25 protein-coding genes are annotated in these 25,930 nt (G+C 33.2%); 11 read left to right on the forward strand and 14 right to left on the reverse strand.

What is annotated here, in order from left to right; genetic code table 11:
• Positions 1-13: 13 nt before the first annotated feature.
• Positions 14-1,306, reverse strand: coding sequence for a DRTGG domain-containing protein (locus D9V42_RS00940; RefSeq protein ID WP_107556208.1), 1,293 nt, complete (start codon positions 1,304-1,306; stop codon positions 14-16).
• Between the two features lie 226 nt (positions 1,307-1,532).
• On the opposite strand from D9V42_RS00940, the gene D9V42_RS00945 reads away from it, so the two are divergent.
• The gene (locus D9V42_RS00945) at positions 1,533-1,946 is read left to right on the forward strand and encodes a universal stress protein (RefSeq protein ID WP_107556207.1); all 414 of its coding nucleotides are present in this window, start codon (positions 1,533-1,535) and stop codon (positions 1,944-1,946) included.
• 73 nt (positions 1,947-2,019) lie between these two features.
• Here D9V42_RS00945 and D9V42_RS00950 read toward each other — a convergent pair whose 3' ends face one another.
• Entirely contained in the window at positions 2,020-2,709 is a 690-nt protein-coding gene (locus D9V42_RS00950) for a metal-dependent hydrolase (protein ID WP_122062509.1), read from the reverse strand.
• Positions 2,710-2,917: 208 nt separating this feature from the next.
• Here D9V42_RS00950 and D9V42_RS00955 point away from each other — a divergent pair, with 208 nt between their 5' ends.
• The gene (locus D9V42_RS00955; protein ID WP_107556205.1) at positions 2,918-3,970 is read left to right on the forward strand and encodes a M24 family metallopeptidase; all 1,053 of its coding nucleotides are present in this window, start codon (positions 2,918-2,920) and stop codon (positions 3,968-3,970) included.
• Positions 3,967-4,596, forward strand: coding sequence for a copper homeostasis protein CutC (locus tag D9V42_RS00960; RefSeq protein WP_107556204.1), 630 nt, complete (start codon positions 3,967-3,969; stop codon positions 4,594-4,596). The genes D9V42_RS00955 and D9V42_RS00960 overlap by 4 nt, the downstream gene beginning before the upstream one ends.
• A gap of 120 nt (positions 4,597-4,716) precedes the next feature.
• On the opposite strand, the gene ald is transcribed toward D9V42_RS00960, so the two are convergent.
• Entirely contained in the window at positions 4,717-5,832 is a 1,116-nt protein-coding gene (gene ald / locus D9V42_RS00965; protein ID WP_122062511.1) for an alanine dehydrogenase, read from the reverse strand.
• A gap of 142 nt (positions 5,833-5,974) precedes the next feature.
• On the opposite strand from ald, the gene D9V42_RS00970 reads away from it, so the two are divergent.
• Together D9V42_RS00970 and D9V42_RS00975 are read left to right on the forward strand one after the other, a co-directional pair.
• Positions 5,975-6,478 carry a universal stress protein gene (locus D9V42_RS00970; protein ID WP_017722132.1) on the forward strand — a complete coding sequence of 168 codons (504 nt, stop codon included), beginning with the start codon at positions 5,975-5,977 and terminating at the stop codon, positions 6,476-6,478.
• A gap of 238 nt (positions 6,479-6,716) precedes the next feature.
• A complete protein-coding gene (locus D9V42_RS00975) occupies positions 6,717-7,895 on the forward strand; it encodes an esterase-like activity of phytase family protein (RefSeq protein WP_122062513.1) in 1,179 nt (392 codons plus the stop codon).
• 156 nt (positions 7,896-8,051) lie between these two features.
• On the opposite strand, the gene D9V42_RS00980 is transcribed toward D9V42_RS00975, so the two are convergent.
• The 9 genes from D9V42_RS00980 to ezrA all read right to left on the reverse strand — a co-directional run bounded on the left by D9V42_RS00980 (position 8,052) and on the right by ezrA (position 17,896).
• Positions 8,052-9,251 (reverse strand): acetate kinase, encoded by a 1,200-nt coding sequence (locus D9V42_RS00980; protein WP_107556009.1) that lies wholly within the window; start codon positions 9,249-9,251, stop codon positions 8,052-8,054.
• A gap of 85 nt (positions 9,252-9,336) precedes the next feature.
• Positions 9,337-10,284, reverse strand: a complete 948-nt coding sequence (locus tag D9V42_RS00985; RefSeq protein WP_107556010.1) for a class I SAM-dependent methyltransferase — start codon at positions 10,282-10,284, stop codon at positions 9,337-9,339.
• Positions 10,285-10,453: 169 nt separating this feature from the next.
• Positions 10,454-10,948 carry a thiol peroxidase gene (tpx, locus tag D9V42_RS00990; protein ID WP_107531098.1) on the reverse strand — a complete coding sequence of 165 codons (495 nt, stop codon included), beginning with the start codon at positions 10,946-10,948 and terminating at the stop codon, positions 10,454-10,456.
• 91 nt (positions 10,949-11,039) lie between these two features.
• Positions 11,040-11,582 carry an RDD family protein gene (locus D9V42_RS00995; RefSeq protein ID WP_122062515.1) on the reverse strand — a complete coding sequence of 181 codons (543 nt, stop codon included), beginning with the start codon at positions 11,580-11,582 and terminating at the stop codon, positions 11,040-11,042.
• Between the two features lie 8 nt (positions 11,583-11,590).
• Positions 11,591-12,583 (reverse strand): signal peptide peptidase SppA, encoded by a 993-nt coding sequence (sppA, locus tag D9V42_RS01000; RefSeq protein WP_122062517.1) that lies wholly within the window; start codon positions 12,581-12,583, stop codon positions 11,591-11,593.
• A 282-nt stretch (positions 12,584-12,865) separates the two neighbouring features.
• Complete coding sequence (locus D9V42_RS01005) at positions 12,866-13,639, reverse strand: sulfite exporter TauE/SafE family protein (RefSeq protein WP_107556014.1); 774 nt, start codon at positions 13,637-13,639, stop codon at positions 12,866-12,868.
• A 34-nt stretch (positions 13,640-13,673) separates the two neighbouring features.
• Positions 13,674-14,897: a tRNA uracil 4-sulfurtransferase ThiI gene (thiI, locus tag D9V42_RS01010; protein WP_122062519.1), complete on the reverse strand. Its 1,224-nt coding sequence runs from the start codon at positions 14,895-14,897 to the stop codon at positions 13,674-13,676.
• Positions 14,894-16,030 carry a cysteine desulfurase family protein gene (locus tag D9V42_RS01015; RefSeq protein WP_122062521.1) on the reverse strand — a complete coding sequence of 379 codons (1,137 nt, stop codon included), beginning with the start codon at positions 16,028-16,030 and terminating at the stop codon, positions 14,894-14,896. Before D9V42_RS01015 ends, thiI begins: the two co-directional genes overlap by 4 nt.
• 174 nt (positions 16,031-16,204) lie before the next feature.
• On the reverse strand, positions 16,205-17,896 hold the full coding sequence (gene ezrA, locus D9V42_RS01020; RefSeq protein WP_107556017.1) for a septation ring formation regulator EzrA: 1,692 nt from the start codon (positions 17,894-17,896) through the stop codon (positions 16,205-16,207).
• A gap of 224 nt (positions 17,897-18,120) precedes the next feature.
• Here ezrA and D9V42_RS01025 point away from each other — a divergent pair, with 224 nt between their 5' ends.
• The 3 genes from D9V42_RS01025 (at position 18,121) to D9V42_RS01040 (ending at position 20,188) form a co-directional block, all read left to right on the forward strand.
• Positions 18,121-18,585 carry a GAF domain-containing protein gene (locus D9V42_RS01025; RefSeq protein ID WP_122062523.1) on the forward strand — a complete coding sequence of 155 codons (465 nt, stop codon included), beginning with the start codon at positions 18,121-18,123 and terminating at the stop codon, positions 18,583-18,585.
• Positions 18,586-18,840: 255 nt separating this feature from the next.
• Entirely contained in the window at positions 18,841-19,443 is a 603-nt protein-coding gene (gene rpsD / locus D9V42_RS01035; RefSeq protein ID WP_017722144.1) for a 30S ribosomal protein S4, read from the forward strand.
• A gap of 232 nt (positions 19,444-19,675) precedes the next feature.
• Positions 19,676-20,188, forward strand: coding sequence for a GNAT family N-acetyltransferase (locus D9V42_RS01040; RefSeq protein WP_122062525.1), 513 nt, complete (start codon positions 19,676-19,678; stop codon positions 20,186-20,188).
• Positions 20,189-20,282: 94 nt separating this feature from the next.
• Here D9V42_RS01040 and D9V42_RS01045 read toward each other — a convergent pair whose 3' ends face one another.
• Positions 20,283-21,023 (reverse strand): glycerophosphodiester phosphodiesterase, encoded by a 741-nt coding sequence (locus D9V42_RS01045; RefSeq protein WP_122062528.1) that lies wholly within the window; start codon positions 21,021-21,023, stop codon positions 20,283-20,285.
• 79 nt (positions 21,024-21,102) lie between these two features.
• Between D9V42_RS01045 and D9V42_RS01050 the strand changes: the two genes are divergently transcribed.
• The 3 genes from D9V42_RS01050 to serA all read left to right on the forward strand — a co-directional run bounded on the left by D9V42_RS01050 (position 21,103) and on the right by serA (position 24,479).
• Positions 21,103-21,543, forward strand: a complete 441-nt coding sequence (locus D9V42_RS01050; RefSeq protein ID WP_107531451.1) for an SACOL1771 family peroxiredoxin — start codon at positions 21,103-21,105, stop codon at positions 21,541-21,543.
• Positions 21,544-21,709: 166 nt separating this feature from the next.
• Positions 21,710-22,870, forward strand: coding sequence for a pyridoxal-phosphate-dependent aminotransferase family protein (locus D9V42_RS01055; RefSeq protein ID WP_122062530.1), 1,161 nt, complete (start codon positions 21,710-21,712; stop codon positions 22,868-22,870).
• Positions 22,863-24,479, forward strand: coding sequence for a phosphoglycerate dehydrogenase (gene serA, locus D9V42_RS01060; RefSeq protein ID WP_122062532.1), 1,617 nt, complete (start codon positions 22,863-22,865; stop codon positions 24,477-24,479). Before D9V42_RS01055 ends, serA begins: the two co-directional genes overlap by 8 nt.
• 270 nt (positions 24,480-24,749) lie before the next feature.
• Here the strand turns inward: serA and D9V42_RS01065 are convergent, their stop codons facing one another.
• Positions 24,750-25,871 carry an HAD family hydrolase gene (locus D9V42_RS01065; protein WP_122062534.1) on the reverse strand — a complete coding sequence of 374 codons (1,122 nt, stop codon included), beginning with the start codon at positions 25,869-25,871 and terminating at the stop codon, positions 24,750-24,752.
• Between the last annotated feature and the right edge of the window lie 59 nt (positions 25,872-25,930).

Here is a 25,930-nt window from a genome sequence, read left to right on the forward strand (position 1 = left end):
TTCACTTTTATATTTAATCTATCATCTGGCAAATGATCATTGCTTTAGCTACTTGTTGACTATCACTGGTCATTGTTATTTCTAATTTAGCAAAATTTCTTCCGACATCTAACATTTCATAATGTACATGTATTTCCGACTCAATTTGAACTGTTTTGATATAGATAATATTCAAACTTTCTATCATAACTTCTAGTTTTTTTAGTTTTCTCATTTCATATCGTACTGTTTCTTCTATGATTGCTACGAAAACTGCTTTGCTTAATGTACCATATTGGTTAGTTAGTAACGGAGTGGTTTGCACTTGTATACCATCATTAGCAATCGTAATGTGCTTGGCAATTTGATCATTAATTGTTTCACCGACTTGAGGTTGTCTACTCAATAGTTGCATGGCTGTCAGTACATCTTTTCTTGTGATGACTCCTATAAGCTTCTTGCTCGGCGTAATCACCGGTAATAATTCAATACCTTCCCAAATCATCATATGTGCACAATTAGCAACAGTTGTTGACAATTGTACATGAATTGGTGCTTTTGTCATAAATTGTGCAAGCGTATCATTTTCTTGCATCTTTATAATCTCTTTGCTAGTCACTATACCGACAAGTCGCCATTCGTCATCAATAACTGGAAATCTTGAGTGACCTGTTTCACTTGCTTTAACTTTATAATCATTGAGCGACATATGATCGAAGACGACTGTGTCTTCATTGACAGGTTTAACGATATCCTCAACGACTAAAATTTCTTTGCGAATCATTTGGTTATACATTGCTCTATTAATAATATTTGCAACTAGGTATGTATCATAATTCGATGAAAGTATAGGTAAATCATGGTCATCTGCATATTTGATTATTTCAGGTGACGTATTAAACCCACCTGTAATCAGTACTGCACTGCCTCTTTTCAATGCTGCTAATTGCACGTCTTTACGGTTACCAACAATTAGCAAAGTGTGCGTACTTAAATATTTTACAACATCCTCTATTTCCATCGCACCTATTGCAAATTTTGTGAGCGTTTTAATTAATCCATTTCTACCACCAAGTACTTGACCATCTATAATCTTTACAATTTCAGCAAAAGTTAATTGTTCAATTTGTTCTCGTGATTTTTTCTCAATGCGAACAGTTCCGACCCTATCAATTGTAGCTACTAAACCAATTTGGCCAGCATCTTTGATAGCACGATAAGCTGTCCCTTCAGAGACATTGAGATCTTTCGCAATTTTTCTAACAGAAATTTTTTGACCAACTGCTAGAGATTCTATATATGATAAAATTTGTTCATGCTTTGTCATTTCAATAACCTCATTTATTTTGAACAGTTTCTATCATATTATAACTTTTTATAACTAAAAATGCGATGTAACAAACCAAATAAAATAATTTATATCGATAAAAGTAAAAAGATTTCCTTAAAATTATATAAAACAGCTTTATTAATAATTTAATATGTTAAATCCAATATTTTAGTTGGCTTTATCAATAAACTTTTATTAGAATGAAGGTAAGGAGGGATGAACAATGTTCAAAAATATTTTACTTGGTGTTGATACAACACTTAAAAATGAAAAAGCACTTGATGAAGTTTCAAAATTAGCAGGAGAAGGTACAAAGGTTACAATTTTAAATGCAATTAGCGAACAGGATGCACAAGCATCAATCAAATCCGGTGTTCATTTAGATAAACTCGTAGAAAAACGTAGCGAAGGTCTCGAGAGTACACGTAACGCTTTAAAAGAATACGGTATTGATTATGACGAAATTATAGTCCGCGGCAATGCCAAAGAGCAATTAGTCAGAGAAGCTAACAGTGGTAAATATGAAATTGTTGTACTTAGTAACCGAAAAGCTGAAGATAAGAAAAAGTTTGTCTTAGGCAGTGTAAGTCATAAGGTTGCTAAAAGAGCACGCATCCCTGTATTAATAGTAAAGTAATTATAAAAAGCCTGAAGTTCTATAAAGTACTTCAGGCTTTTCTATATAAATTAGGTTGTATTTTATATCATGTTTAAAATTTTACTGCTTCACCAGGCTTCAATATTTGAACCTCTCCTGTTGTAACAGCATCTTTAAACGCATTAGGATCTTGTTCAATAAGCTCAAACGTATCATAGTGCACTGGCACTGTAATGTTAGGTTTAATAAAAGTATTTATTGCATAACTAGCGTCGTCTATACCCATTGTAAAATTATCGCCAATTGGAATAAAGCATACATCAACAGGATGGCGATCAGCAATTAATTTCATATCACTAAACAACCCTGTATCTCCAGTATGATAAATCGTTTTACCTTCAGCCTCTATAATAACTCCCATTGGCATGCCTAAATATACTGGCACCCCATTATCATCTGTTAAACTTGAACTATGAAATGCTTGTACAAACTTGACACTTCCGAAGTCTAACTGTGCTTTCCCACCTATATTCATTGGTCTAACATGCTCTACATTGTGATATGTAGTTAAATAATCTCCTAATTCTGCAGACCCAATAACCGTTGCGTGGTTTCTATTAGCTAGTTCAATTGTATCACCAAAATGATCTCCATGACCATGTGTCAAAATGATATAGTCAACTTCCAATGTGGATGCATCTAAATCTGACATACCGTTACCCGTAATAAATGGATCTACAATGACCTTCTTACCATTCGCCTCAAAATATATTGTTGATTGTCCATGAAATGAAAGTTTCATTATTTTAATTCCTCCCATAAATCTATTTATTTTATTTATACCACGATTCCACTGTCTTATAACACACTAATTAACTTAAAATAATTATGAGCTATATTAAACTAATGTATAAATGAATGAAATATGAATAATATAATATTTAACTTTTGAATTCCTCCATGAAGTGGCATAAAATTAAAATGATTATAATTTTAGGAGGACGAATAAAATGAAATTAGAACAGATTACTAAAGAATTACAAACACAACAAGCTGATGCAGCTTGGATTACTACACCACTGAACATCTTTTATTTCACAGGTTACTTAAGTGATCCTCACGAACGTTTATTAGCTTTATTAATTAAAGCTAACGGAGAGCAAATTTTATTTTGCCCACAATTAGAAATGGAAGATGTTAAAAATTCGCCATTTGAAGGAGAAGTTATTGGCTATTTGGATACAGAAAATGGTTTAGATAAGTACCCTCTTAAAATCAATAAATTACTTGTTGAAGCAGAACACTTAACACTTCATCGTCAACGTGCACTGATAGATGCATTTGGAGTCCAACAATTTGGCGATATCGATCAAACAATTAAAGAATTGCGAAATGTTAAAAGTGAAAATGAAATTGCTACTATTAAAAAAGCGTGTGAACTCGCAGATAAATGTATTGAAATTGGTGTAGCATTTTTAAAAGAAGGTGTCACAGAACGTCAAGTTGTTAACCATATAGAAAATGAAATTAAAGCTTATGGTGTAAACGAAATGAGTTTCGATACAATGGTATTATTTGGTGATCACGCTGCTTCTCCTCACGGCACGCCAGGTGACCGTCAACTTCAAAAAGATGAATTTGTATTATTTGATTTAGGCGTAATTTATGATAATTATTGCAGTGATATGACAAGAACTGTTAGATTTGGCACACCGAGTGATGAAGCGCAAGATATTTATAATATTGTATTAAAAGCAGAACAAGAGGCTATCGCTGCTATAAAACCTGGTGTAACGATTAAAGATGTTGATGATATTGCACGTAATATTATTAGTGATGCTGGTTATGGTGAATATTTCCCTCATAGATTAGGTCATGGTTTAGGTCTAGAAGAACATGAATATCAAGATGTTTCTAGTTCAAATACAAATCAATTTGTCGCTGGTATGGTGGTTACAGTAGAGCCAGGTATTTATGTACCTGGCGTAGCAGGCGTGCGTATTGAAGACGACATTCTTGTTACCGAAGATGGACATGAAAGCTTGACTGGATACGAAAAATGATTAAAGAGGCAGTAGTTGAAACAATTCAACAAGTCGAACAAGCGATAAGTAACGGTGCGAATCGTATTGAACTATGCGACAACTTAACTGTTGGGGGCACAACACCAAGTATTGGCATGGTCGAAATTGCTACAGAAATATGTCACGCAAACCATGTGGAAATAGCGGTAATGATTCGACCACGTGGCGGAGATTTTGTCTATAATCTATATGATTTCGAGATTATGCAACGTGACATAAAGGCACTAAAACAATTTAACGTTGATTATTTTGTATTTGGCTGTCTGACGCAAGATGCAGTTTTAAATGAATGGCAAATGAAAACATTAAAACAACTTGCTGATTCTATTCCAGTTGTTTGTCATATGGCATTCGATGAAATTCATCAGCACGGTCAGATTAAAGCGCTACACCAACTAATCGACCTTAAATTCACTAGATTACTAACGCACGGTGGTCCTAGTGACACTGATATCTTTGATAATTTAAATCATTTAGGTAAATTAGTCGTTAATTCAGGTGGCGATATCGAAATTATGCCTGGTGGCGGATTAAATAAGGATAATTTACAAGAACTTCTTGAAGCTTTCCCTTTTCAAGAGGTACATGGAACAAAAATCGTCTAAATCAATTTAAAGCGAATAAGATGATTTTTTAAATTCGGATAAAATATTTATCAATAAAAAACTGGTAATGCCCATAATGTGTTAATTCACATTGGCTTACCAGTTTTTATTTTTATATAATTATTTTAATGCGCTTTCAATCTCGGTATACGATAATTTTAATGCTTCAGCTACACCTTTATTAGTAAGCTCACCATTAATTGTGTTTAAACCTAATGACAATGCTTGATTATCTTGTAATGCTTTTAAATAACCTTTTCCAGCAAGTTGTTGCGCATATGGTAGAGTTGCATTGTTTAAAGCAATCGTTGATGTACGAGGAACTGCACCAGGCATATTTGCTACAGCATAATGTACAACACCATGTTTCTTATAAGTTGGATCATCATGTGTAGAAATGCGGTCAGTTGTTTCGAATATACCACCTTGATCAATAGCTATATCAACTATGACTGCGCCATCTCTCATTTGTTTAACCATATCTTCAGTTACAAGGTTAGGAGCTTTAGCACCTGGAATTAATACTGCACCAATGACTAAATCACTATCTTTCACACATTGCTCTATATTTAAAGGATTAGACATGATTGTGTGTACGCGACCATCAAATAAGTCTTCTAATTCTTGTAATCGTTTAGGATTAACATCTAAAATCGTAACATCTGCACCTAGTCCAAGCGCAATTTTTGCAGCATTTGTACCTGCTTGACCCCCACCGATAATTGATACGCGTCCTTTAGAAACGCCCGGTACGCCACCAAGTAGTATACCCATGCCGCCTTTATATTTTTGTAAAAATTCAGCTCCAATTTGAGCAGACATACGTCCCGCTACTTCACTCATTGGAGTTAACAATGGTAACGAACGATCTGGCAATTGCACGGTTTCATATGCAATACCAACAACTTTATTATCTAATAAAGCTTGAGTTAAAGCTGGTTCGTTCGCTAAATGTAAATAAGTAAATAAAATTAAGCCTTCTTTAAAATATTGGAACTCTTCTTCTAATGGTTCTTTAACTTTCATGACCATATCTACGTTCCAAACTTCTGCTTGCTCATTAACAATTTTAGCCCCTGCTGCAGTGTAGTCCACGTCTTCAAAGTATGAACCCAAACCTGCAGATTTTTCAACGATAACAGTGTGACCTTGTTCAACTAGTGCATGTACACCACTCGGCGACAAACTCACTCTATTTTCGTTATTTTTAATCTCTTTAGGAATACCTATAATCATTTCATCCACCTCCAAATTCATAGTAACGCGTATCCAATGAAAGCGCAATCATAGTTTAGGGTAGTTTTACAACATACAAATTGTGTTAATATTCTGTAAACGGTGGTATAATATAAGTAAGAAAAATAAGGAGGTAATTACGATGCTAACTTATAAAAATATTTTAATAGCAGTCGATGGATCACATGAGGCAGAGTGGGCATTTAACAAGGCTGTAGACGTAGCAAAACGTAACGATTCAAAACTTACTGTTGTGAATGTGATTGATTCAAGAACATATTCTTCATACGAAGTATATGATGCGCAATTCACTGAGAAATCTAAAAATTTCTCTGAAGATTTGTTAAAAGGTTATAAAGAAGTCGCTACAAATGCTGGTGTAACTGATGTCGAAACACGTTTAGAATTCGGTTCACCAAAAGCAATTATTCCTAAAAAATTAGCTGCTGATGTCGATGCAGATTTAATCATGTGTGGTACGTCTGGTTTAAATGCAGTAGAAAGATTCATTGTTGGTTCAGTGTCTGAGGCTATTGTGCGTCATTCTCCTTGTGATGTATTAGTTGTACGTACAGAAGAACTTCCTGAAGACTTCCAACCACAAGTTGCTACTGATGAATTCAGATCACAATACCAAGCACGTTAAGTTCATACGAATAGTGAATGATATAATTCACTTAAAACACAATAAGGTTTGAAGCAGGATATTTTGTTCATATTAGCCGGGCATTTTATCCTGCTTTTTATAATTTAATTGATTAGTATTACATAACGAACATGTTTATAACGCTCACTTTTACAACATTGTTATCCAATATTCAACTATCCTTCACAATCATAACTTATCCTTTAATTAGTAAGCATATGAAAGGAGCATAACAGTTATGCAACAAGCCACAAAAATCATCTTTCTTACATTACTCGTTACTGTAATGATAAATATGATATCACTTCATGCCTTCGCAACAAGCGCACAGGACGTTGCACCACACTCTCATCAAGTAGATAAGCTAAGACTTATAGATAGTAAAACAATACCACATGAACAAACCTATAATAAAACTAATGTCGGTGGTATATCAGGCATTACATATAACCCAAAATCTAATAAATGGTATCTCCTTAGTGACGACCGTTCGGAACATAGTTTTTCCAGATTTTATGAAGCGAATTTAAATTATAATCTTCGTCAGTTTAATAACATAAATATTAAAAATGTTAATAGCTTAAAACAACCAAATGGTAGTAATTATATTAGTAAAAAACAATTTAGTAATAAATCAAAGGATATTGTGGCAGACCCAGAATCAATCCGTTTTGATCCTTTGACGAACAATATTCTATATACAAGTGAAGGTGATCGAAGTTTAGGATTAAATCCATTTATCAGGTTTAGTAATTTAAACGGTAATTTTATTTCTGAATTGCCTATTAACGAATCATTAAAAATGGATACGCAATCAAAAAAAGGGTTCCGTAATAATTTAGCCATTGAAGGCAGTACTTTTTCAGTTGACGGTACATCTATATGGACATCTATGGAAGCACCAGTAATACAAGACGGACCTGTTCCTACAGCCGATTCAGGCGCCCTATCACGTATCACACAATATGATCGCCGAGGTAATGTATTATCAGAATACGCCTACCCAATCGATTCAGTACCCCATGTAGGAAACAACGCCAAAACAGCAGAAAACGGTGTTTCTGAAATGTTAGCAATTAATAAGCATGAATTTTTAACATTAGAAAGAGCTAGTGTTCAGTCATCAGACGGTACATTTAAAAACTATGTCCGAATTTATAAAATAGATATTAATCATGCATCTGACATAAAAGATACACAGACTTTGCAAAATGCCGAAGTAACACCAGTTAAAAAGAAATTAGTTGCTAATTTAAACGATGCACAATTAGATAAAGTAGATAATATCGAAGGAATGACATTTGGAAAAAAACTAGCAAATGGTAATGATTCACTTGTAGTCGTATCAGATAATAACTTCAACAAATCACAAATATCACAATTCATTGTATTTGAAGTAGTAAACAACAAGACGTAATTTCAACACTGCAATATAGCTTAACATTTACAAAAAGCACCACGGGAACCTCATGCTATGCATAAGGCAACCGCGGTGCTTTAATTTTAATGCTCGCTTATAATATCTTTATCAGATCTATTTGGTCTTACATCTAATATTCTATCATTATAAATATTATTTAACGTCACCAAATTCTACTACATCACGTGCGATCATAACTTCTTCATTTGTTGGAATAACAATGACTTTAACTGGTGAATGTGGGTAGTTAATAAATCCTTCTTCACCGTGAATTGCTTCATTTTTCTTAGCATCCCAATAAACGCCCATAAATTCTAGACCTTCTAATACTTTTGCTCTAACTGGATCTGAGTTTTCACCAACGCCAGCTGTAAATACAATCACATCTACACCATGCATACGTGTTGCATATGAACCAATATATTTATGGATACGAGAAGCAAATACATCAAGTGCTAATTGCGCTCTTTCTTTGCCTTCTTTAGCTTCATCAATGATATCTCTTAAGTCACTAGAAGTACCTGAAATACCTAATAAACCAGATTCTTTATTTAAAGTATTTAAAACTTCTTCAGCGTTTTTACCAGTTTTCTCCATGATGAATGGAATTAATGCTGGGTCAATGTTACCTGAACGTGTGCCCATAGTCACACCTGCTAATGGTGTGAAGCCCATAGAAGTATCTACAGATTCACCACCATCAATAGCAGCAATAGAAGCACCATTACCAATATGACATGAAATAATACGTAACTCTTCAATAGGCTTGCCTAAGATTTCTGAAGCACGTTGAGAAACGTATTTGTGGCTCGTACCATGGAAACCATATTTACGAATTCCAAAATCTTCGTAATATTGATACGGCAAACTATAGAGATAAGATTTCTCTGGCATAGTTTGATGGAATGAAGTATCAAACACAGCAACATGAGGTATCTCAGGAAGTAATTTACGGAATGCACGAATTCCCATTAAGTTAGCAGGGTTATGCAATGGTGCAAGCTCACTTAGTGATTCAATTTGTTTTTCTACTTCATCATCTACGTAAGTTGATGAAGGGAATACTTCCCCACCATGAACAACACGGTGGCCAGTACCATCAATATCATAAATACTTTCAATAATACCATGTTCTTTAAAGCTTTCTAACATAATATTAACTGCATCTTCATGGTTTTCGATGTCTTTTGTTTCAGTTACTTTTTCCCCGTTCACTTCAATAGTGAAAATAGAATTTTTCAACCCAATACGTTCAATAAGTCCCTTAGTTACAATTTTCTCTTCCGGCATTTCAATAAGTTGAAATTTCAAAGATGAACTACCAGCGTTAATGGCCAAAATTAATTTTGACATAAGCATAATGCCTCCATTTTTTTAAGTTTTTAATATCCATATCTATTTAATCATTAATACAGTTCAAATACAAGAATATTACAGCTTAATTTTCAGGGTGATTTTCTTGCATCCATGCATTTAAATCTTGTAAAAAACCTTGGAATTGTTGTGGGCTTTTGAAATCAGGAATATTTGCTAGTAAAACTTCTACAGATTTGGTTACATTCGTTTCTTTTTTCTGTAATACAAGTATAGATTTACGCGCTTTTTCATTTTTAAATAATGTCGCTGGTAAATTTAAAAAGGCTTGCATTTCTGTTTCTGTAGCAATGAAATTTTGTAACTGTTTCACATTTTCGCCTTCAAAAATATTGCTTGGTACAACTAAAAAAGCATAACCAGATGGTTTCATTGCTGTAATAGCCTGTTCGATGAGTAAGAAATGTGAATAACTATGTCCTTCTTCAAAACCGAGTGCCATTTCCTTACTTCTATCATCTACCGGATAATATCCAATCGGTAAATCACCAATAACAACGTCAGCATCTTCAAACGGTAATGGCATAATAGCATCTTGTGGATAAACGTCAAATGGAATTTCTAAGAAATTAGCTAAATGCACACTTACTCTAGATAATACTGGATCGACCTCTACCAAATGATGCATTAACGTATGATCAGAAAGTACTTCATGAACAGAGGCGCTTAAATGTCCTGCTCCACTCGCAAGATCAGCGATATGCATGGCTTCACTATTTTTCAAGAAACGTTCAGATAGAAAACCTAGGATTAGACCTATAGAGTCTGGTGTAATTTGATGATTCGCTTGTATATCTTCATTTTGCATCAAACTTAAATAAGCAAATTGAAAAGCTTTCCTTCTATCTTGCAAAGTAGCTTGTTCTAACAAGTCTCTTTGATTCGTATAAACATGCTCCATTGCAAGTCCTAAATTCTCAATAAAACTTTGTCCATTATCTTCATTTAACGTTTTAGCTTTTTCATCTAATGTCTGGAATAACTTCTCCATTACTGTTTCTTCTTGTGTCATTTAATAGTCCTTTCTAAAAAAACTGTCCATAATTTAATTGAAATCAAGTTAGTTTCAGCTAACTTATTTTACCAAATAATTATGGACAGTAAATTTTATAATGTCAATGATACTGTTTTTCTGTGTAACAATATTTTAACATATGATATTTTTATTAAAACTAATCGAATTAAATGCTACGGTAAGCTTCTAAAGCAGCATCGAAATCTGGGAAATCTGTACCTTCTGAAACAATTTCAGTATATACAACTTTATTATTTTTATCTAAGACAAAAACTGAACGTGCAAGCAAACGTAATTCTTCCATTACAACGCCATAGTTTTTACCAAAAGATAAATCTTTATGATCGCTTAATGTAATAACATTATCTAATCCGTTTGAGGCACACCATCTTTTTTGTGCAAATGGTAAATCAACAGAAACAGTTAATACAACGCCGTCTTCTTTTGAAGCTTCTTCATTGAATTTACGTGTTTGTTGATCGCAAACACCAGTATCTATAGATGGTACAACACTAATAAGTTTTTTCTGACCATCGTAAGTTGATAAGTTTACTTCATTTAAATCATTATCTAATACAGCGAAATCCGGTGCAGTTTCTCCTTTTTTCACTTGAGAACCTAATAAAGTAATTGGATCTTGCTTGAATGTAATTTGCGCCATTAGAACGCCTCCTAAATTAAAAGTGTTTACTTTGTAATTATAACTGTTTGTGTTTCTGAAATAAACTATTCAACTTATAAATTGTGTTAAACTACTTCAAATAAAACAATTTATCTAATTTATTTTTTATAACGACCGTATCTGCAAAATAATCGTGAATACCTCTATGTTTGTTCGTAAATATAACTACCAAGTATGGTAAATTCATAAATACACCACTAATAATACGACCTATCCACTCTCTAAATAATACATCTTGCCAAGTCAAACGTTGTCTGTCTATACGCTCAACCCTTACATTACATATCATTTTCCCTAATGTTTGTTTAAAATACTTCGTAAGTAGTACAAAATACAAGTAAAAAACTAATGCATTTAGCAAGTGTCCAACACTAAAATAATCAATCCACAACTTTAAAGAATCAATGTTTGTAAAATGATAAATAGGTTTCAAAATAAAACTCTCTACACCAAAAATAATTAGCAAATCTATGATAAATGCGAAAAATCTTATTCCAAATCCTGCATATAACGCTTTGGATATTTGTTCGTGGTAAAGATCACTTGTTTCGACTTGCTTGCTATCATTACTTATTTTCTCATTATCTCTATATTCATTTTGTATATTGTCCATGGTCACACCTAACCTTCGTATAGATACATAGGTTCAGTTTTAGTATCATTATTAATTACTGATTTGATATCTTTAAAACTATCTGTAAACTGAGAAACGCTCGTCTTCATATCTGAAAATGAAGAGAAGAATCCACCGCCTTCTGTATATTCAAATACTTCAGCATCTTTAGATTTAATATCTTTCTGTAAAGCTTCTATAGTCTTATCTTCATAACCAATTTCATCAATTAAGCCATTACTTTTTGCTTGTTGTGCACTATAAATGCGGCCGTCAGCTAATTTTCTTACTTTACTTTCTGACATGTCTCTGCCTTCTTTAACAATATTTACAAAACGATCAAAGCTATCATCTAATACAGATTGTAAGATACTTCTTTCTTCTGAAGTCATCTCTCTTGAACTACTTAAAATATCTTTATGGTCGCCTGATTTAATCACATTTTCTTTTATTCCTAAGTTCTTCTGTAATTCTGAATAATCGACACTGGACATAATTACTCCGATAGAACCTGTCATTGATTGTGGTCCTGCATAAATTTTATCGGCAGGCGCTGAAATATAATAGCCTCCTGATGCTGCCATCGATTCCATATGTACATATACTTTTTTATTCTTCTGTTTAATTTCTTTTATTTTTTCGTATATTTCATCGCTTGGGTATGTGCCGCCACCAGGTGTATTGACGGTTAATAACATACCTTTAATCGTGTCATCTTTTTTCACGTTATCTAACTGTTTAAGAAAAGACTCATGATTATAGCCACTTTCACCGAACAATCCACCACCCGTGCCTTCAGCGATTTCTCCATTTAATGTTAAATGTGCAATACGTTTGCTAGAATTTCCTTCTTTCTCTATTTCTTCTGTAAAGGGATCCATCGCTGTAGAAGACGAATCATTAAACATTGTGGTTACAAAAGCTGATATCGAACTCATAACTATACCACCAACCACTATAATGATCGCAATTATAATAGCAATCATGCGTTTTTTCGACATTTACTAGTCACTCCTATATTTTAATAATTTTGTTATCTCACGCTTAATTTAAACATAATTAATTCATTTATGTATACCTTTTACCAAACAATTCAAAACAAGGCAGAACAGAAATCGTAAACGTAAAATTGATTTCAGTGTTCTGCCTTGTCATATGGTGCATATAAATTTCGCAACAATTAAATTTCAAGAAAAATGTGTATTACAGTTGTATATGTTTCCACTTAACAACTGCTAAACCCGCATTTTATCACTTCGTTAGTTTTATTAAATTAGATGCTTTTACATTATTTGCATGATGTAATCATATGTATTTTTCAAAATCAAAATTGCAGTAACAATAATGAATAAAGCTTTAACATAGCCAACGCCTTTTTTAATAGCAAACATCGCCCCGATATATGAACCACAAATCATACTCGCTGCCATAATAAAGCCATAAAAATAATCTACTTGATCTAAAAAGATAAAAAGAATTAATGCGCCTAAGTTAGATGCAAAATTAAGTACTTTAGCATTTCCTGCTGCACCTAAAAAATCAAAACCAAACATCAATAATATAAACAACATAAATGACCCTGTACCGCCACCAAGAAAGCCGTCATAAAGACCAACCAATCCCATTAAAGATGTAAATAAAATCGCTTTAGGTAACGTTAATGTTGTGAAAGTTCGTACATTACCCCAATCCTTCTTCATAATCGTATAAATCATTACAACTGTTAATACGACAATGACGACAGGTTTTAATAACTGAGAGGGCAAGAATGTTGCAATACTTGCGCCTCCCATAGCCATAATAAATACAATTGGGAATAACTTCCCTACAATTTTTAAATCTACATTACCTGACCGTAAAAATCGAAAAGCACTTGTCATTGAACCAAATGCACTCGCTAATTTATTTGTACCTAAGGCCATAGACGGTGGCATTCCAACAGCTAGCAGTGCAGGAATAGAAATCAAACCGCCGCCTCCAACAACAGCATCAATAAATGCTGCCAAAAACCCTAAAAGAATAATGATGATTACGATAGATATGTCCCATTCCAACATCCCATCACTCCCCTTGTTTAATTAATTTTTAAAGTTAAAATAGATCATCAGCTAGCGCTTGTGTAGCTGAATCTTTCTCACTTTGATAATCGCTTGTAATATATAATGTCTCAATTTCGTCCGCAGCCTGTTGTACAAGTGGTTCAAAATCATAACCACTTTCATATTTTTCTACTTTTTCTAATTCCGGTTCAGTAACCGGATTTTTAGGAGTGAAAATTGTACAACAATCCTCAAATGGTTGGATAGATACATCAAATGTACCTATATCTTTAGCTTTTTTAACAATATCTTCTTTATCTAAAGTCAGTAAAGGACGTAATACAGGCGTAGATGTGACATGATTTATCGCATACATACTCTTTAATGTTTGACTTGCAACTTGGCCTAAATTCTCGCCATTTACAATCGCATGTGCGCCAATATCATGCACCACTTTGTCAGCTACTCGCATCATCATACGACGTGTTGAAGTCATAGTATAACGTTCATGAACTTCTTTGTTCACCTGTTTTTGCAGCGCTGTAAATGGCACAATGTGTAATTTAATTGGTCCAACATGTTCTGATAAAATTCTCGTTAGTTCGATTACTTTTTCTTTTGCTTTTTCACTTGTAAACGGTGGACTATGGAAGTGTATTGCTTCTACAGTAACACCTCTACGCATAACTTCTATACCGGCAACTGGAGAATCAATACCACCAGATAGCATTAATAAAGTTTTACCTCCAGTACCAACAGGTAATCCGCCAGAGCCTGCAATCACTTGATCATACATGTAAATGGCATCTAAACGCACTTCAACTTTAATCACGTGATCAGGATTGTGTACATCTACGCTTAAATGATCCGTTTCACTTAATACAGCTCCACCTAAAGTTCTTTGTAATTCATATGTGTCATATGGGAAGTTTTTATCCGAACGCTTTACATCAATTTTAAAAGTGTCATCTTGTGCATACTCTTTAGCAAATCGGACAGCTAACTCTTTTGCCGCTTCCACTGTTTTATCAATTTTTAATACAGGGCTTATTGAATAAATACCAAAGACTTTTTTTAATCTGTTGCACATTTCTTCAATATCTGCACCTTCCGCTAATTCTATATACATTCTATCTCTATTTGCTTTTACCGTGTATCCTTGTAATGGCATTAGTGAACGTTTTACATTTGAGCGTAATTTGTTCACAAATATTTTACGGTTAGCTCCTTTTAATGTTAACTCACCGTACCTAACTAATATATGATCATATATCATACTAATAAATCCCTCACTTCTTCATAAACTAATTTAAATTTATCTTTAAACCCTTGTATATCTTCTGGTGTAGTATGACTTCCCATAGAAATTCGAATACTACCTTCAATTTGTTTTACTGGTATATTCATAGCCGATAACACTTCATTAAGACTCGCTTTTTTAGATGAACAGGCGCTTGTTGTCGATAACATAATGTCATTTTTAGAAAATGCATTTACTAAAACTTCCCCCTTAACACCTGGTAAGCCTACATTCAGTATATGCGGTGCACCTGCTTGGGGTGAATTAATCTTCACACCCATAAAATGAGTTAAGAACTGGCTAAGTTCATCATGAAAACGACGTAACTGACTATTTAATGCAGACGTTTGATTTACGGCTGCTTTCATTGCTTTTACAATCGCTATATCCATTGGCAAGTTCACTGTGCCACTTCTAACGCCATATTCTTGACCACCGCCATGTATAATGGGTTCTAATTGATGAATATTACGAACAAAGAGTACACCTTGCCCTTTTAATCCATTAAATTTATGACCACTTAAACTAAGTGTATCTACGCCGTCAAATATTAACGGTATTTTACCCAGTGCTTGTACTGCATCGACATGTAAATGCGCTTTAGGATATTGATGAACAATATTAGCAATATCCTTAATAGGCTGTATTTGCCCCATTATATTATTAACATGCATACAAGTTACTAATCCCACGTTGTCTGTCATTAACGTTTCTAAATGATTCAAATCTACTTGTCCATCATCTAAAACATTTACATATTTAATAATAAAACCTTCTGCCTCAAGCGAACGAACTACTTCTAAAACTGAAGGATGTTCTAGCACTGAAGTAATAATTTCATTGGCAAATGATTTTTTCTTATATGCAATACCTTTAATTGCTATATTATTACTTTCAGTAGCGCCACTTGTATAGATAATATCAAATGATTGCTTCAAATCAAATAGATCTTTAATTTGTTGCTTTGATTGTTGCAGTAATTGTTCTGCTTGTAATCCAGCTTGGTGTGGACTGTTAGGGTTAAAATATAGTGACTGATTCACTTTAACAAAGGTATCCAACACTTCAGGATTGGGTTTTGTCGTCGCAGCATTATCTAAGTATATCACCGCGTTCACTCCATTCATTATATATATTATAAACTACATAGTATTCAACTTTGCTTCACGTAATCTTTTTAAGTTTTCCCTTTAGCATTATACTCGCTTTTATTAAAAAGAAAAGACACGAAATGTTAAATCATTTCGTGTCAACTTACTATATAATATGAGTTATAACCGAACTTAACCGATAATTTTTGATTCAATTTGCTTTGTAACACCTGGCTCTACGCTTTCTAAAGCTTGCTCAGAAATTTCAATCGAACGTTTGTAACGGTTATTTTTAAAGAGACGTTCTGCTTCGTTTAGGCTCTTATCTATATTCGAGCTGTCTTTACGATAACGGTTGCCGTATTCAATTAATTTTTCGGCATAAACAGCATTCACAAGTACATCAGTAGCTTCATCTTCAAATTTATTCATTTGTAGTACTACTTTAGAAACTTTATCTTTTAGCTGTTTAACATGTATTGGGCGTACGCTGAATTTTTTATTTACTTCTCTTACTTCGTAATCAATTTCATTCTTCATGATAATAAAGCGTTCTGGTACACTAGGTAGGTTTGAAGCAAGTAACTTTCTGTACACTTCTTCTTTTTTACTTTGTACACGTAAGATATTTTCTTCTGCTTCTGCTTCATCTTCACGCAATTGAATTAAATGATTTTGTAATTTTTCTTGTTTCTCATTAATAACATCAACATGTTCTTCGATATATTTCAAGTTATCTTGAACTTCGCTATATCTTACTGCTGATTTTGACATTTCTCTAAGGATATCATCGTATACAGCAATCATGTTTTGTATTTCATTTTCAAATTGTCTTACATTTTGAACATCGCTTTCATTAATATAATAATTTTCACGAACATATTCGATTTCAGTTTGTAGTGTATAATTCATTTCTTTAGCTCTAAATAAATTATCAGTAATAACTTCTTTGGTTTCTTCTACTTCATTTTTGGCTGTCACTTCATGTTCAATTAAATCGTACATCTCATCTAATCGATCATTAATACTATTAAGTTTTTCATTTGCTTCATCTAGTTCTAATCTACTAATCATTGGTTCAACAAAACTAAGTTCTGTCTTCAATGTTTGTAGCGTGCTGTCAATCTTGACATGGTCTAAATCATAACCTTCAACTTTTAGGTCTCTACACCCATATTTAAGATCTTGGAATTGTCCAGGTAATTCTTTTTGTGCTTCTCTAATCAAGTCAGGAATTTCGTCCATATCTTTTTTTAAATAATTCATATCATCATTTAAAGTTTTAATATGCTCATGTGCTTGATTATAGTTGCCTTCATTTTTTAATGTTTCGTACGTCTCCATTTCAGGGACAAACGATTCAATTTCTTGTTCAAGTGGCGTAGCTGCTTCACCAAATTGATGTCTATTTGCTAATACATCACGTTTCATTTCACGATAATCAGTTGTACATTCTTCGTATAAATGATCGCTTTCTTTATGTAGTTCTATAATATTTTCTACTTTGGTAGTAAGTTCATTATAGTTCGCTTCATATTGATCCATCATTTCGTGGGCTTCATCCACTTCGGTTTGCGCTTGTGAAAACTTAAATTTATCTAACAAACCTTCTGCGTTATGAATTTTTTCTTCTACTGGTACTAAATATTGGTTTTTACTATCTAATGATGATTGTTTTAAATTGTCATAGGTAGATTTTGTTTCACCAGTTAAATTTAACTCAGATAATTGAGATAAACTCTCATCATAAGGCAATTGTTCTACTTTTACTTTGCGTTCTTCTGCCTTTTCAATAATTTGGCTTTTGCTTGAACGCATATAGAACAATACACCAACAATAATCAGTATTATGACAATAATTGCTAAAATGATATACAATACCATACGTTTTCTCCTCCTATTTTATCACTATTTATTATAACGTAATTTACCTATGCATTAAAAGAGAAAATGAATTAATTCATATGAATATTTCAATATTTGCGTCAAATTCACCTCTAGTAATTATATGTATAAAGTTATTTTAAAAAAGCCCTTACAAATCATTTGTTTGATTACTATTAAAACAGTCTTTATACTAAATGAAAAGTAAAAAGTGAGGTTTTTGTATGTCAGAGGTTAAAGAAACCAATTATAATTTATTAGAAAAACAGGTTTCTAGTTTAATAGAAGATGAATCCAATTTAATCGCTATACTCAGTAATGTGTCTGCTTTATTAAATGATTCTTTAGATCAAGTCAATTGGGTGGGTTTTTATCTAATAGACAATAATGAATTGATTTTAGGTCCCTTCCAAGGTCATCCAGCGTGTGTACACATTGCAATTGGTAGTGGTGTATGCGGTACCGCAGTAGCTCAAGATGAAACACAATTAGTAGCAGATGTTCATGCCTTCCCAGGTCATATTGCTTGTGATGCTAACAGCAAATCAGAAATTGTGGTGCCTATTCATCAAAATGAACAAGTAATTGGAGTATTAGATATTGATGCGCCAATCACAAATCGTTTTTCAGAAACGGATAAGAATGCATTAGAAAATATTGTAAAAACTATTGAAAATCAAATCGCATAAGTGTAAAAGAAAACTACTTATCATTAAAATCCTCATTAGTTGTTGACAGTTCTTAATATCATGATACAATGTACTTTGTGTGAATAAACGAAATTAGCAGTTGTATATTATTTGGCACTATGTTGTTCCCAACGCGGACGTGCCGTGTAACCGTAGCTATGAGGCGAGGACACATAAAACAATATATCCAAATAAGCATGCAACACTCTTTTTTGTTTTTTCATAACAACAAAAGAGAAAAAGGAGGAGTCTACTATGGCTCGATTTAGAGGTTCAAACTGGAAAAAATCACGTCGTTTAGGTATCTCATTAAGTGGTACTGGTAAAGAATTAGAGAAGCGTCCATACGCACCAGGTCAACACGGTCCTAACCAACGTAAAAAATTATCAGAATATGCATTACAATTACGTGAGAAACAAAAGTTACGTTACTTATATGGAATGACTGAAAGACAATTCCGTAACACTTTTGAAACTGCTGGTAACCAACACGGTGTCCACGGTGAAAACTTCATGCAATTATTAGCTGCTCGTTTAGATGCAGTTGTATATTCATTAGGTTTAGCACGTACACGTCGTCAAGCTCGTCAAATCGTTAACCACGGTCACATCGAAGTTGATGGCAAACGTGTTGATATCCCATCATACACTTTAAAACCTGGTCAAGAAATCTCAGTACGCGAAAAATCTTTAAAATTAGATATCATCGCTGAATCTGTTGAGATCAACAACTTTGTACCAGATTATTTAGAATTTGATGCAGACAACTTAAAAGGTAAATATATCCGCGTTCCAGAACGTAGTGAATTACCTGCTGAAATCAACGAACAACTTATCGTTGAGTACTACTCAAGATAAGCGTGATTATGTCGAACCAAGAAATCTTATTGATTTCTTGGTTTTTTTATTGTCTTCTAATCGTTAACTCTCCTCTCCCCTAAACAGTGATATAACGTCTTTAAGTATGGAATGAACTTTTCAACATATTGATGTATATCAATAATATATACACAGTTTATAATTACATCATGATTTACAATCTTGCTATATTTGAGTATGATAAGCATATATAATTAAAGGAGTGTATATTTTGATTATTAGAGCTTTAGAAGAAACTGACCTAGAATTTGTACATCACTTAAACAATGAATATTCAATTATGTCCTATTGGTTTGAAGAGCCATATCAATCATTAAGTGAACTGCAATCATTATATAAAAAACATTTATTGGATGAATCTGAACGCCGCTTCATCATAGAAGATGACAATGTTCGCATCGGGGTCGTAGAACTAGTAGAAATTAACTTTGTACATAGTAATTGTGAGATTCAAATTATTGTTGACCCTCAATATAGCGGGCAAGGATATGCAAAAAATGCGTTTAAAAAGGCAATTGACTATGCATTTCTAGTGTTGAACTTGCATAAGATTTACCTTTTTGTAGATGTTCAAAACGAAAGAGCAGTCCATATCTATAAAAGCCAAAATTTCGTTTTTGAAGGAACACTGCAAGAACACTTTTATACTCGAGGAAAATATAGTAATTGTCATATTATGGGTTTACTTAAAAAACATTGGATTAATACACATGAAGATAGCTAATTGTAAATAATCCATACATCTATTGTTAAATTAAAATATGTGAACTTAGTTGAAATCAATTCATTTACAAAGTTCACATATTTTTTATATTAAATTATTTTAATTTTGTCGGATTATCAGAAATTAAACCATCAACGCCTAATATGATTAACTTGTTAGCAATGCTCGGCTCATTAACAGTATATGGCATAACTGACAATTCAAGGCTATGTGCAGCAGTCATAAATTTATGATTTACTAAAGCATAATGTGGATTTACATAATCCGCATATACGGCAATTTTGTCAAAATTCGGCATTCTATACCAGTACTTCCTTTTGCTAATTAAAACACCAAGCTTAAATCCCACTTTCATGTCATAGAGGTTACGAATACATTTTTGATCAAAGGATTGTATCATTACTTTTTCCTCAGAAATGTCATGTTTTTTTAATATATCAATTAATTGTTGTTCAATCCCTGGATAAAAATGTGGTTGCTTAATTTCAATTAAAAGCTTCTGTGGGTAATTTTGAATTAATACCAACACTTGCTCTAACGTCATCAAACGTTGCCCTTTAAATTTAATATGTTTAATTACACCATAATCAAATTGCATCAAATCATTTAAACTATAATCTTTCACCTTGCCTTTACCGTTTGAAGTGCGATTTATTGTGTCATCATGAATCACAACTAAGTAATTATCTTTTGTTCTATGTATATCTATTTCAAGCATATCTATATCACTTTCTAATGCAGGTTCAAAAGCTGCTCGTGTGTTTTCTGGAAAATCAGTTGAAAATCCACGATGTGCAATCAACATTACTCTACTATCTTCTAAATAGTTATGCATTCTTATCATGCCCCACTTTCATTATCTCTTAGAATCGTCTAAACTAAAGTTATCATAATTATACTGGAGGTCAATCTATATGGTACAACATGAATTTGTAGTACAAACAAATTGGTCAGGCGGCCGTGAATCAGTCGGTGACCTCAAAGGTGATGTTTTAAGTGAGCAAATATCAATCCCCTCAGGACTTGGTGGTAATGGAACAGGCACAAACCCAGATGAATTATTAGTGTCCGCCGCTTCATCATGTTATATCATTTCACTAGCAGCTGTATTAGAACGCTCAGGTTTCAATAACATTACAATAGACCAATCCTCTATTGGAACAGCAATTTTTGAAAATGCAAAATTCCGCATGGATACAATAATACATTATCCAGTCATTTCAGTTGAAACGAATCAAAAAGAACTTTTGACTCAAAAATTACCGAAACTATTAAAGGTTGCAGACAACAATTGTATGATTTCTAATTCTATTAGAGGCAATGTTTCTGTAAAAATAGAACCAAAAATAAAATAATTTTAAAAAAATTTTATGTGTGACGGAATATGATTAAATTAGCAATGAATACCCTTACATTTGATTGATAACTTGTCTATTCCGTCTGTTTTTTTAATATTTGCACTTTTATATTATCTGAAAATTTGCTAAACTTGTACAATCTTAAGCATTGGGGGAATTACTCATGAAATATTATCATCCTTTGTTACTAACACCAGGACCTACACCAGTACCAGAACAAATTTTACATGCTACACAGTCACCTATGGTCGGTCATCGATCAAGTGATTTCGAAGCAATTGCTGAAGAAGCATTTCGTGCACTTAAACCAATTTTTGGTGCACAAAATGATGTAATGATACTTACTTCCAGTGGTACAAGCTCACTAGAAGCAAGTATGCTAAATCTTGCAAATCCAGATGATGAAATTGTTATTATCGTATCTGGCGCATTTGGTAATCGTTTTAAACAAATTGCAGAAACTTATTACAATAATGTACATATTTTCGAGGTCGAATGGGGTGAAGCTGTCAATGTACCTGACTTCATAGATTTCTTGAAATCTTTAAATACTAATATTACGGCTGTTTACAGCCAATATTGTGAAACTTCAACAGCTGTATTGCATCCAGTAAGCGAATTGGGCCATGCACTTAAAGCATATGATGAATCTATTTACTTTGTTGTCGATGGCGTAAGCTGTATCGGTGCAGTAGATGTGGATTTACAACGTGATGCAATTGATGTCCTTATCTCAGGTAGCCAAAAAGCAATCATGTTACCACCCGGTTTAGCATTTGTAGCTTACAATGATCGTGCTAAAAAACGCTTTAGCGAAGTTACAACGCCACGTTTTTATTTAGACTTGAACAAATATTTAAAATCACAGTCTGAAAACTCAACACCTTTCACACCTAATGTTTCGTTGTTTAGAGGTGTAAACGCATATGCAAAATTAGTTGAAGCAGAAGGTTTTAGTAATGTAGTCGCTCGTCATTATGCAATTCGTGATGGTCTTAGAGAAGCATTGACAGCACTAGAATTAGATTTACTAGTCGAAGACGAATATGCTTCGCCTACGGTCACTGCATTTACTCCTAAAACAAAAGATGAATTAAATTTCATCAAAAATGAATTAAAAAACCGTTTTGCTATTACAATTGCTGGCGGTCAAGGTCACTTAAAAGGCGAAATATTACGCATTGGTCATATGGGGCAAATCTCTCCATTTGATATTTTACAAGTAGTTTCAGCATTGGAGATTCTGTTAACAGAATTTAGAAATGAATCTTATGTTGGTAAAGCAATCACTAAGTATATGGAGGTCGTCAAAGCTTATGTATAAAATTTTAGTATCTGATCCAATCTCACCAGAAGGTTTAAAAAGTTTAATTGACCATAAAGATTTTGAAGTTAAAATTAATACAGATTTAACTGAAAATGAATTAATTGAAGAAATTAAAGATTACCAAGGATTGATTGTACGTAGCCAAACACAAGTCACTGAAGCTATTATTGAAGCGTCACCTAACCTCAAGGTAATTGCTCGTGCTGGTGTTGGTGTAGATAATATCGATGTGGATGCCGCTACCAAAAATGGTGTGATAGTAATCAATGCACCAGATGGTAATACAATTTCTGCCACTGAACATTCAATGGCAATGATTTTATCGATGGCACGAAACATCCCACAAGCACATCAATCATTAAAAAATGGAAAATGGGACCGTAAGACTTATAGAGGTACGGAACTTTTTAATAAAACACTTGGTGTAATCGGTGCAGGTAGAATTGGACTTGGTGTTGCAAAACGCGCACAAAGTTTCGGTATGAATATATTAGCCTTTGACCCTTATTTATCAGAAGATAAAGCTAAAGAATTAAATGTAACACGTGCAACAGTTGAAGAAATTGCAGAACAAGCAGATTTCGTTACTGTACACACACCATTAACGCCTAAAACAAAAGGTATCGTTGGTAAAGCATTTTTTGAAAAAGCAAAACCAACATTACAAATCATCAATGTAGCGCGTGGTGGTATTATTGATGAAGAAGCATTAGTAGAAGCTTTAGATAATGATCAAATACAAAGTGCAGCGATTGATGTTTTTGAAACAGAACCAGCAACCGAATCCCCTCTTGTAGAAAATGAAAAAATTATTGTTACGCCTCACTTAGGTGCTTCTACAGTTGAAGCACAAGAAAAAGTAGCTGTATCAGTTGCTAATGAAATCGTAGATATTTTTGAAAACGGTAATGTATTAAATGCAATAAATGCACCACGTATGACTTACAGTGAAATCAATGATGAGTTAAAACCATATATCGAATTAAGCAAATTAACAGGTGAAGTTGGCATCCAACTACTTGAAAAAGCACCTCGTGAACTCCACATTAAATACGAAGGTGACATCGCGCTAGATGATACAAGTTTATTGACTAGAACATTAGTATCAGGAGTACTAAAACGAGATTTAGCTGAACGTGTTAACTTGATTAATGCGTTAGTACTTCTAAATGAGCAAGGTGTATCTTATAACATTGAAAAAAATACAAAACACCGTGGTTTCAGTAATTATATTGAATTAACGCTTATCAATAAAGACAAACAAATCAAAATTGGTGCTACTGTATTAAACGGTTATGGTCCAAGAATCGTTCGTATTAATGACTATCCAGTAGACTTTAAACCTGAACAACATCAACTGGTAATTAATCATAATGATAGACCTGGTATTGTAGGACGTACTGGTCAAATCTTAGGTGAATATGGTATCAACATTGCCTCTATGCACCTCGGCCGTACTAATCAAGGTGGTAACGCACTAATGATTTTATCAATCGACCACCCTGTAACAGAAGATGTTATTGACGGTCTATACCAAATTGAAGGTTTCAATTTAATTAGAAGCGTAGAATTAGAAATTGATAATAATATTAATTACAATATTTAATGCTCTTTCCTTTTAAATACATGTAATAACATAAGCGCGAGTAAGGAATTTAATTAAAATTTCTTACTCGCGCTTTTTAATGCTCAACCATTCTCATTTTAATGTCGCTCAAGACATTAAAAGGTGATACTAAACTATGCTATTTAATATACATTAGTTTTAATGTTTTCAACTTGATTATTACTCTTAATTGATTCAGACAAAAAAATGACACATCTACAAATTTATAATCATTTTTAAGAAAATAAATTTGCAATGTGTCAGCAACCATTATAATAAAATATTTCTTATCTCGCCTACATGATCGACTATGTAATCTGCTTCATAAGCTTCTAGTTCTTCACGTGCGTTTTGACCTTTCAATCCAGTTAAAGGACCAATAAAAGTTGCGCCAATTTTTTTAGCGCTTAGCAAATCAGCTAATGAATCCCCTACTACAAAAACTTCATTTTTAACAACTCGATTTTCTTGATTTGTTGCATATTTTCTATAATCTTCTTCGAAATTGCCTTCAAGTGTTGCCAAATAGCTAAATGGATTTGGTTTACCTAAAGGTTTCAATTCAGGATAAATATCTTCAGCAATTAGTACTTCGCTTGCAGTCACAATGTGTTTATCTTCGAATATGTCTTTAATACCAATTGTATCAAATGGAACTAACGTTTCCGTGCGCGGTCTCCCTGTGGCGATCGCGATATGATATCCTGCTGCTTTTAAGTCTTCTAACAATTGCTTAATCTCATCAACTGGTCTTAATACCACTTCATTATATATGTAACCTTTTTTAAAGTCAGAACGATTCAATTTTTGTTCAACCTGATTATAAAGTTGATGACCTAGGTACCATTCTTGATAAATTTCCTGTGAAAGTAACCAAAATGGACTTTTCAACTCAAATAGTGTTGTTTGTTGTGTGTCTAATTGTTCACTCACATACTTAATCAAGTCCTGATATATATTATCTTTACCTGTACGCACATGTTCTAAAAATGATAATGGTGCGTCAAAGTTCAATGTTATATCAGAAATTTGATTCCCTATTTTTTGTAATGTTGCTTGTCCAAAATTTTCAGGATTTAAAATTTCTGCTAACGCATCAGCAGATAAAGTTTTACAAATATCAACGAAATGAATAGCTATTACAACAAATAGCATATCCCAATTTGAGTTTAAACCAAGTGATTTTAGCTTAGTTAATATCTCATCATGATAGAATACAATATCCCTGATTTCTGTGATTTGTTCATCACTCAAATTTTCAAATTGTATCGAGGGATCTAACCCAATATAATCCTTACTCATAAGCATTTCATATACGGTTAACGCCGATACATCAAAACACCTTTCTTCACTTAAAAAAACGCCATCAACATCAAATAATACCGACTTCATACTACCTACTCTCCTTTAATCAGAAAATTCTGATACTATTATATCGTACTATTTTACAA

The organism is Staphylococcus pseudoxylosus (genome assembly GCF_003697915.1).
In the GTDB taxonomy this organism is placed as follows: domain Bacteria; phylum Bacillota; class Bacilli; order Staphylococcales; family Staphylococcaceae; genus Staphylococcus; species Staphylococcus pseudoxylosus.